This is a genomic window from Bacillus sp. Xin1 (assembly GCF_013314535.1).
GTDB lineage: Bacteria > Bacillota > Bacilli > Bacillales > Bacillaceae_G > Bacillus_A.
Map to the genome: position 1 here is coordinate 1 of NZ_JABUAE010000147.1, position 939 is coordinate 939.

The following is a 939-nucleotide window of genomic DNA, read 5'->3' on the forward strand; positions in this document are numbered from 1 at the left end:
TCTCATAGCCTACAACTCCTTCTAAATAGGATTGAACAGCAGCTATTTTTTCCTCCACAGTAAATTTGGTCATAAAAAAACACCTCCAATTGTTAGTTAGTGTCCAACAATTGGGGTGCAGTTCAGGCTCAGACTTCGGTTTTTCGACATACAATGAATTACAGGAGCTACTAACAATCGCATAAAATGTACAACTTTTTGTTGGCACCACTTAACCTTAACAAAACTTTGCAACAGAACCATATTAAGTACCTATCCAAACGGAGAACATGCATTACTTTCAGGAACTTCTATGGCCGCCCCAAAAGTATCTGGGACGATAGCCCTAATTATTGACAAATATAATATGAAAAAAAAACCTAATAAGGCTATAAATTTCCTGTATAATTATGGTATAGACAAAACCAAAGAAAATAAAAATCTATATGGGAATGGAATGCTAGATGTATATAATGCTGTAAGCAAATAGAACATAATCCATTGAAATCTAAAATATTTTCATATTAATCTTAGAGCACATTAATATTTTTGAACTTCTATACACTACGAGAATTTGAGGTTTTGGTGCAAAAACTTCAATTAACTAACATGATTCACATGAAAGGTGCTGTATTTGACTTTCATTTGTATGGAAAGGTGAAATTATGCAAAAATCGGTTTTGGTGCAAAAACTTCAGGGAAATTGCAAATAATCTCTAAATCTTGGACATACTGATACTATTACTCTAAAAAAGGTGTGTGATCGGTATGAAAAAGGAAAATTTGTTCAAATGGAAGCACTATCAACCTGATATTATCTTATTAACGGTAAGATGGTACCTACGGCATGCCCATCAACTTAAGAAATTTCATTACCCCCCAAGTACAAAAAACGTTATTCTTTTAGCTAGATTAGAAAGGATGACGTTTTTTGTGAATCTTTCGACTTAAGATGGGTTC

General features: G+C 33.2%; 1 protein-coding gene and 1 pseudogene. Both read left to right on the forward strand.

Annotation, left to right across the window (positions count from 1 at the left end; genetic code table 11):
- Positions 1-241: 241 nt before the first annotated feature.
- On the forward strand, positions 242-469 hold the full coding sequence (locus HRG09_RS29460; protein WP_309232416.1) for a S8 family serine peptidase: 228 nt from the start codon (positions 242-244) through the stop codon (positions 467-469).
- 278 nt (positions 470-747) lie between these two features.
- Positions 748-828, forward strand: a pseudogene (locus tag HRG09_RS28170) (IS6 family transposase); the annotation flags it as partial.
- Positions 829-939: the final 111 nt, after the last annotated feature.